This window comes from Candidatus Ruminimicrobium bovinum, from assembly GCF_902760015.1.
Classification (GTDB): domain Bacteria; phylum Elusimicrobiota; class Endomicrobiia; order Endomicrobiales; family Endomicrobiaceae; genus Ruminimicrobium; species Ruminimicrobium bovinum.
This window is the reverse complement of sequence record NZ_CACWEU010000173.1, coordinates 1-9,721: the sequence shown is the minus strand read 5'-3', so window position 1 is coordinate 9,721 and position 9,721 is coordinate 1. Positions and strand designations below refer to the sequence as shown.

Below are 9,721 nucleotides of genomic sequence, written 5' to 3'. Positions count from 1 at the left end.
GGTTTAAGAATGCACATTGAAACCGACCATGTCGATATTCTTTCCGGTGTCAGGCATGCAAGAAGTTTAGGTTCTCCTATAACGATATATGTCGAAAATAAAGATTGGGAAAACTGTAAATCATTAATGTCGCCGATATCGGTTAATTTGGACGGTAAAGAACTTACAAAACCAAGACCCGGTCATGCCGATTTGGCAGGGCTTATGAAATATAATGTTAAAGATTTCAGGGATATTCTTGAAAGAGCTTCTGCAAGAGAAACTGTTGCAAGGGTAGCGGTCGGTGCAATATGCAGGGAATTATTAAAAAAATTCGGTATAAATATTTATTCTTATGTTGAACAAATAGGTTCGGTATCGGCAAAAATTTCCGATATACCAAAAGATAAATTGCAACATTTAGCTGAAATGTCGTTTGTTCGTTGTCCGGATAAGATTGCAAGTAAAAAAATGATTAGAGTAATAAGAACGGCAATTCGCAGAGGTAATACTTTGGGCGGAAAATTCAGAGTAGTTGCCGAAAATGTTCCCGTAGGGTTAGGCAGTCATACCCAATGGGATATGAAACTTGACGGAAGGATTGCTCAAAGTTTAATGTCGATACAAGCCGTTAAAAGTGTTGAATTCGGTGCAGGGACCAATTTTGCAAAACTTTTCGGTTCCGAAGCACACGATGCAATTTATTATTCCTGCGAAAACGGATTTTACAGAAAAACAAACAGAGCCGGAGGAACCGAAGGCGGAATATCAAACGGAGAAAATATTGAAGTATCATGTACTATGAAACCGATTCCGTCGTTGATAAAACCGTTACAAACCGTTGATATATATAAAAAGAAAACAACAAAAGCCGAAGCGGTAAGAAGTGATGTTTGTGCCGTTCCTGCCGCAGGTGTTGTCGGTGAAGCTGCAATTGCTTTTGAAATTGCAAGAGCAATGAAAGAAAAATTCGGCGGAGACAGTCTTGAAGAAATGAAAGCCAATTATGATTCGTATATGGCAAGATTAAAGAAAATATAATGAAAAACATTGTTTTAATCGGTTTTATGGGTGTAGGTAAAACAACAACAGGGCAGTTGATATCGGAAAAATTGTCGGTTGCTTTTTTTGATACGGATAAAATAATAGAACAAACTACCGATATGTCCGTTTCGGAACTTTTTGAAAAACTCGGAGAGAAAGAATTTCGAAAATATGAAACCGAAGTCGTTAATTTACTTTCAAATGCCGAAGGATGTGTAATTTCTTGCGGGGGCGGTATTGTTTTAAATAAAAAAAATATTGATTTGCTTTCAAAAAACGGTATTATAATTTATTTAAAAGCAAGTATTGATACGATAGTAAAAAGAATATCTTCCGATAAAACAAGACCTATAATAGCTGCTATGGAAAATCCGAAAAAAGAAATAGAACTTCTTTTTAATAAAAGAAAAAACTTTTATGAAAATAACAATTTTTCTTTAGATGTTGATTCTTTAACACCTGATGAAATTTCCGATAAAATAATAAATGCCGTTAAGGATATTCTATGAATTTAAAAGCGATAATTATATTAATATTTTTGTTTTTTACATATAGTGTTTTCGGTGATGAAATTGTAAAAAATGATGATGCCGTCGAAGATGTTAAAATAACCGTAAAAGATAAAGACAATTATCAGGTTCAAATAAAGCAATACTCAAAAGAATATCCCGTCGTAATATATGTTGTTTTTAAACAATCAACACCGCTTTTAAACGGTATAATACAAATTTTAAAACAGGAAATTATGTCAATGTCAAAAAAAGAAGGTTCAAAAAATAATATTATTGCATCTGCATGGTTTGACGATGAACATTCCGATGTGTTGGAAAAAATAAATTTAACTTCAAAATATGGTGCTTTTATTTGGGTTAAAGAAAAAAAATATGTAATGAATTTTTATGATTATATGCAACTTTTAAAAAGAGAAAAAGATAAAGAAAAAAAGAAAAAACTTCTTGAAAGAAATAAAGAGGTTCAAATAAATGCTTGAATCGATAAAAAAAGTTTATATTCTTCTTAATAAAAAACAAAAAATAAAATTCTTCTTATTATTGTGCGGAATTTTTGTTGCTTCTTTATTGGAGCTTGTCGGGGTTTCGTTGGTACTGCCTCTTATAAGTGTTGTTATGGAACCGTCTGTTTTGCAAACGAATAAATATTTGAAATTTACTTACGATTTTTTCAATATAAATTCCGTTCAGTCTTTTTTAATCGTTATGTCGTTTGTTTTGATAATAGCATATGTTTTAAAAAATATTTATGTGTTATTGCTTAATTATATTCAATATAAATGGGTTTTTAACGAATATAAAGATATGACATTAAGAATTTTTTCAACATATTTAAAACAACCTTATGCTTATCATCTTTCGGTCAATACGGCAACTATTACAAGAACAATAACAAATGATACATTGTATTTTTTTATGTTTATTATAAATTTTTTTATGGCAACAACCGAATTTTTAATAATAATTATGTTAGTCTCGTTTTTGTTTTTTGTGAATAAATATATAACATTGGCTCTTATACTTTTGATATTTTTATGTTTTTTCAGCTTGTTAAAAAAATTGAAACGTAAAACTGCTCAAATGTCTCAAGCAAATCAACAATATTACGGACAAATGTTAAAATGGTTAAACCAAGCTACAGGAGCAATAAAAGATTTAAAAATTCGTTGTATGGAAGATTTGTTTATAAAACAATATCACGAAAATGCCGTAAAATATGTTTCCGCACAAAAATATTTGAATTTTTTACAGGTAGCTCCGAAGGCAATAATTGAAACTTTTATAATAGTAACGGTTCTTTTAATGATAATAATATTTTTGTTACAAGGAAATTCCGCTTCTATTATATTTACACAAGTGGCAGTATTTGCCATGGCAGCTTTTAGAATGATGCCTTCAATGAACAGAATTCAAATAGCAGTAAATATTATGTTTTTCCATAAAGTATCTGTAGATTTAATTTATAAATATTTAAAGGAACTTGTTTTTATAGAAACGGTTTATGAAGACGAACATAAAGAGTTGGACTTAAAATACGGGATATCGGTAAACAATATAAGTTATAAATATCCGGAAACGGATAAATTTGTTTTTAAAAATATTTCATTTAAAATAAACAGGGGGGATTCGGTTGCTTTTATAGGACAAACCGGTTCCGGAAAAACTACGTTGATTGATGTTATTCTCGGTTTGTTGGTTCCTTCACAGGGAACAATATCAATCGGGAACGCAGATATTTGCAAAAATAAAAGCAGTTGGGCAAAAAAAGCAGGATATGTTCCTCAATTTATTTATTTAACCGATGACAGTATCAAAAATAATATTGTTTTTTATGACGATAAAGATATTGATAATGAAAGACTTAATGTCGCAATAGAACAGGCACAACTTAAAGATTTTATTTCTTCTCTTCCGAAAGGGCTTGATACAGTAATAGGGGAAAGAGGTATCAGATTATCCGGAGGACAGAGACAAAGAATAGGAATAGCAAGGGCTTTATATAACAAACCGGAAGTTTTAATTCTTGATGAAGCAACATCATCTTTGGATAATGAGACGGAAAAAGCCGTTATACAGGCAATAGAACATTTATACGGAAAAATAACAATGATAATAGTTGCACACAGATTAACGACAATTGAAAAGTGTAATATTATTTATCGCTTAAAAAATCAACAAATAGAAAAAATTAAAGGTTAAGTATCGGTGATAAATTACTTTATGTGTTTTTTGTTTAATAATTTTGTATAATAATATATATGTGTAAAAAATCTTTTTCCTTATTACTTGTTTTATTAATTAGTGTAAATATATTATTTACTTCGCTTGTTTTTTTATTTGATTTTTTAAAAACAAAATCAATTAATTATACTACAACAAGTGTTGCTATGATTAATTTTTCAAAATCTAATAACATTTCTAAATCTTTTATTGATGTTTGTTCAAATATAAGTAATATGCTTGTTGATTGTAATTCAAACGATAAAACAAAATCGTTTATTAATAAAAAAGAAACGGGCTGTAATACTTTTCCGATAATTTTTACGGATCAATATATCGGTAGTTCTGCATGGAAATATAAATATGATTTATGCAATTTTAAACTTTCTACAATTTCTGCTTCCATAAAAAAACATATTGTAGATAAGCAGGGACGAACGAGTGATATGTTTATGTTGTTGTTATTACAGATTTTAATATATTTAATAGTATTAAATATGTCTTATTGTTTTAATAATTTTTATTTGATTGTAAATAAAATTACACCGTCTTTACGGACGGTGTAATTTTTTTTATTGGAGTAATAAAAATGAAAAAAACATTTTTGTTAAAATTAATTTCAATTATCGTAACTGTTTTTTTGTTGATGACAACATCAATAAATGATTTTGTTTATGCAATTTCCTTAACATCTGCGGTTCGGTCCAATAATGCAAATTCGGATTCTTTGCAAAGTTTAAATATGAATAATAATGTTATTTCCTATAATTTAGGTAAAATAACATCTGCGGTAAATTGTAACAGTGATACGTTGGTTATAAATATACAGGACTTTCATTGTAATCCTTCGGTTCAAAAAAATATAAGTGATATTATTTCTACTCTTGTTGAAAAATATAATATTAAATCTGTTTACGTTGAGGGCGGTTACGGTAATATAAACACCAAATGGTTGACCGATATAAAAGATGAAAATATACGAACTAAATTAATGCAAACTTTACTTGAAAACGGTTCTTTAACCGGTGCCGAATATTTTTCGGCAACAAATCCTTCTTCAAATATCAATATATATGGTATGGAACAAGAAAGTGTGTATAAAGAAAATTTTGAAAGATTACAAGAGATATTTTCAAATAAAAGGAAATATGAAAGAATTATTAAAGCTTTTGAGAAGGATTTAAAGTTTTTACAAAATAAATATTTTAGTTCCGAAAATAAAAAATTTAATAACATATTAAAAAAATATAAAGCAGGACAAATTGAATCAAGAAAATATTATAAACTTCTATTTAAATATGTCCGTAAATATAAAAATCCTACGGATGGAATGTATGGAGCATTGCTTCCTGTTAAAATAGAGGATTATCCCAATATTCATACATATATGTTGTTAGGGGAATATGAAAAGAATATAAAATCTGCAAAAATTACGGTTCAATTAAAAAGATTATTGAATGAGTTAAAAACTTATCTGTCTTACGAACAATATAACCAAATTGTCAAAAACACGAATAATTTAAAAGATATGCCGGAACTTGTTTCTATTTTAAATAAACTCCCTGATAATTTTAAAAATACTCATTTTTCTTCAGAAATAAAAAATTTTATAAATTATGTTGAAATATCAAAACAAATAAATCCGGTAAAATTATTGGAAGAAGAAAGAACTTTAATTGAAAATTTAAGGATATCGCTATCCAAAAATGAAACTGAGCTTGATATCTCTTTTCTGTCTGATTTTTTTAGTTATTTTACGGATTATTTAAAAACTTCCATAACATCGGATAATTATAAATATTTTGCTGCAGAATTTAATAAATTTCAAAATTTATGGGATAAATACACATACTATAACCAAATAAACAAATATAAACAAGATTTTGATATTTTAGATGCATATTATAAAACAAATATTCAAAGAGACTATTTGTTTTTGGAAAATATTAAACAAAACAGCAAATTACAAACAGGAACTTCCGGTAAATTTGATAATAATTATGTAAATATTTTAGAATCGGCAAAAAATATTATTATTGTTGTAAGCGGAGGTTTTCATACTGAAGGTTTAAAAAATGTAATAACCAAAAACAATATTTCTTATATGGTTATTACTCCAAATGTCAAAGGTAATGCAAATTTTGCAACTGACAGATATGAACAGTTGGTTAAAATGCCGATACGAACTTTGGCTGAACAAGCTTTTCAGTTACCGTTATTATCAAACGGAGAAAGGTTACAAATAGTATATGAAGGTCTTAAACATCTTGATATTGAACCTACACAGGAAAATATTGAAATTTTAAATACCACCGCAAATGAAATCGTAAGCAGTTTAACCGGACGACAAACAAAATATAAAAATATATTTGAACAAAATAAAGGAACAATAAATGTAAATGAACATAAATTTTTTGATATGCAAAATTTGGTTAAACTTACTGTAAAAGAAATGATAAATTTTGCAAATCCAAAAAATTATGCCGATGAAACTTTTTCTTTCATGGAAAAATTCCTCTCAAAATCAAACGGCAGAATATGGGAAATAGATCAGCTTCCTACCGATATTATTGAACAATTAAGAAATATAGGTTACAGCGAATACTTACCGGAATTTTTACAATATGCGTATTATAACATTGGAAAACAAATTATTGAAAGAAATAAAAACAATAATAATGTAAATGTTAACGAATATGAATTTTCAGCAAATAATTGTCCTTTTATGATTAAATTTCCTAACGGAAAGGTTATTGTAATTTTAAGAGAAATGGACGGAGCAACAGAAAATTATTATATTATTGACGAAAATTTTAATTGGGATAATCCTCCTATAGAATTTGTGAGAAAAAAAAGAATCGATAACCCTAAAATTGAACTTATAAAATACCTTGAAAAGCAAGATTATGCAAAAGATAACGATATACGTTTATTAGAAAAAGAAGATACTAATTCAATATTTATTACTGCAAATTCAGATGTTGAATTTATAAATTTAAAAAATAATAATTTATATGAAACTTATTATTCGGAAAAACAAAAAGATAAGGATTTAACGGTTATTTTAAACGAATTAAACAATAATGCAAATGATAAATATAGTCAAAAAACAAATATGCTAAATGTATTGGAGATAGAAAATTTCAGCAAATTAAATGATAACCAAATTGTGTTTATATCTCTACAGGATTATAGTAATGCTGAAATTGATAAGAAAAAACACATAGAAGAATATATAGAATATGCAATAAAAAATAATGAACCTATAATAATTTATCCTAATTTATATGTTAGCAATGATAACTTATCAAATGCCAACTTAAATTATTTATTTGGAACTTTAGCTGAAAAACTTGTTAGTTTTTCAAATGATTATATTGTAAAACTAAGTCAATCTATAAATGAATTACCAAATGTAAAAAAAGTAAATGATAGTAAAAAAACAGAAGTATTAGCATATTCTGTAAAAGAGATACTAAAAAATGCTTTTGTATATGGAACACTTTCTAATGTAAACAAACCTATAGTAGTAAATTTTGATAAGACTAATTCTCAAATAGATATTCTAACCTTAAACGAAGGCAAAGAAAAAAATATTTACAGAAAAATTTTAACATTTTCTAATAAATTAAGAGGTTATGGTTTAGGTATAGAGAACATAAAAGAAGGTGTTAGCAAACTTAACTGGCAATACTTAGATAATTTCAAAGATGATAAAAGAGGAATATCCCGTGCAAGTTTAAAGTTAAACAACAAAGACGGTTATTTACAAATTAATAAAAGCAAATTAAAAAACAATGATTATTATAATGAAGTTTCAAATAAAATATTGGAAATCTTCAAACAAAATAATATCGATATTAATATTGATAAAAATTTAAGAACTTTTAATTTTATTGTTTCTTTACTTTTAAATAATGAAAGTATAACCGATAAAGATTTAAAAAAACTAAATGGAACCAAAGCAGAAATAATAGAATTGATTTTAGAAGCTCTTAACAAAAAGTTAATTAGTTTAGATCAAACAGATAGATATTATAGAACTGTTTTACGAAGAATAGAAGATATAACATTTGTTTTGGAAATAAAAGAAACTAAAGAAATTGACGGGAAAGAAATTGAACAAATAAATTTTGTTTCGTTGCAAGTTTTAAGTCTTTACGGTCAACCCGAACTGTTTGTTACAACAAAAAATGAAGACAGATATGGCGAAGGTGAAAATGATCCGGTAATAGAGTTGGAATTTTATTTGCAAGACAACAAAAATTATGAAATAAAAAACATTCATATACTTGATGAACGAAACATTATAGAAAAAACATTTGATAATCTTTTGGATTTCAATAAAAATGAAGAATTGAAAAAAAATATAGATAAAAAAACTATTGAAACCATAGGCTATACCGATAGTGATTTGGAAATAATTTCATTGAATGATTTTGTAAAATACAAAACTTCAAACAATCCAAAACAGTTAACACAAAATGCCATAAAAAATTTGGAGGAAGGGAAAATAATTGCTTTATTTCCGCCTTTAAATAATTTTGATTTACAAAAAACAGATTCTTTTGAAGAATTGAAATATATGTATGATGTTATAAGAACAATTTTATGGGATTTTTCTGAAGATTTCAAGAAAAAAAATAATGCAGTTAAATCCGGAAAGATAGATGTTATTTTAAATGAAATATTGAAAAATGCTTTTGTTCATGGTAATAATTTAAAAACTGCACAACCCATTTATCTATATTTAAAAGGTGACAGGCTTTGCATTTCAAATATTGTTGATGATAAAAATATTGCAAGTCAAAAACAAAAATTTGCAGCTACAATGGCAGGGCTTTGCGGTGTTCATAGCGGAATTGAAAATTTACAAAAATACAGAGGACTTGATTATAAGGATGAAACGAATAATTCAATATTTACGGCATCTTTTATAACGACTTTAAAACAAAAACAAACAGAAAAAGAATATAAATTATCTTATGATAAATGTCCATTTATAATCGAATTCCCCGACGGAAAACAACCACCGATTATCATAACTGCAGAAAAGATACAAATAGGGTTCGGTTCAATAGAAAACTTTTATATTATTGATGAAAATTCCGATTTAAATACTCGCAGGAAAATAGATGAAATTAATAAATACGGATATAACTTAAGTTTTGAAAATAATGTCATAAAAGGTAATGTTAATATTATTGAACTTTCAAAGGATACGGAACAATTAGAGGAATTTTATAAAGACAAAAAAATTACAAACAACAACTTAAAAAATAATAAGTTTATAAAAACATTTACAAATGAAAAAAAAGATTTTGTAAATGCTGCTGAAGTTCATCTATATTTTCTGAAATTATTAGGTGTTGATATAGATAACATGAGTAATGAAGAAATAAAAGATATTGAAAAACTGTTAAATAAATTAAATATTGATTCATATCCGGATATAGTAAATATGGAAGATGATAAAATAAAACGGTTAAGTGATGAATTAAAATCTTTAGAATTAACCGTTACCGATAAAGAAATAAAAAAACAAATAGAAAATATAAAACAAATAAATATTTTTGTCCATCTTAAGGATTATGTTAAAGAAGCATTATCAAAAGACGGTATATTTGACGATATTAATATATACGACAAATATAAAAGAATAGAAAAATATATTAACTATAATCTGCAAAATGAAAATAACCCTATAATAATTTGTCCTAATTTATCTGTTGATTTTGATGATACTAAAAAAACAAATTACGGAAACTTAAAATATTTTTTTGATAAGTTCGGTGACAATTTAATTGGAATTACAAAATTCTATGTTTCTGCAGTTCTTCCCAAAATTATAAAAACAATTGATTTAAGTGCTTTGGATGCCGAAGAAAAAAGGAAATACAATGATAATTTGGAAAATGTTTTGAGTTATTCTTTAAAAGAAATGTTTAAAAATGCTTTCATTCACG

At 26.7% G+C, this 9,721-nt stretch carries 6 protein-coding genes; all 6 read left to right on the top strand.

Annotated features, from left to right (window positions below; genetic code table 11):
• Positions 1-1,020 (top strand): chorismate synthase (gene aroC / locus ACMUOV_RS05695; protein ID WP_413854142.1); only part of this gene is annotated, 1,020 nt, incomplete at its 5' end.
• Complete coding sequence (locus ACMUOV_RS05690) at positions 1,020-1,532, top strand: shikimate kinase (protein ID WP_413854141.1); 513 nt, start codon at positions 1,020-1,022, stop codon at positions 1,530-1,532. The genes aroC and ACMUOV_RS05690, both read left to right, overlap by 1 nt.
• Complete coding sequence (locus ACMUOV_RS05685) at positions 1,529-2,014, top strand: hypothetical protein (RefSeq protein WP_413854140.1); 486 nt, start codon at positions 1,529-1,531, stop codon at positions 2,012-2,014. The genes ACMUOV_RS05690 and ACMUOV_RS05685 overlap by 4 nt, the downstream gene beginning before the upstream one ends.
• Positions 2,007-3,734, top strand: a complete 1,728-nt coding sequence (locus ACMUOV_RS05680) for an ABC transporter ATP-binding protein (protein WP_413854139.1) — start codon at positions 2,007-2,009, stop codon at positions 3,732-3,734. The genes ACMUOV_RS05685 and ACMUOV_RS05680 overlap by 8 nt, the downstream gene beginning before the upstream one ends.
• Positions 3,735-3,922: 188 nt before the next feature.
• Positions 3,923-4,321, top strand: coding sequence for a hypothetical protein (locus ACMUOV_RS05675; protein ID WP_413854138.1), 399 nt, complete (start codon positions 3,923-3,925; stop codon positions 4,319-4,321).
• Between the two features lie 23 nt (positions 4,322-4,344).
• Positions 4,345-9,721 (top strand): DUF1722 domain-containing protein (locus tag ACMUOV_RS05670; protein WP_413854137.1); only part of this gene is annotated, 5,377 nt, incomplete at its 3' end.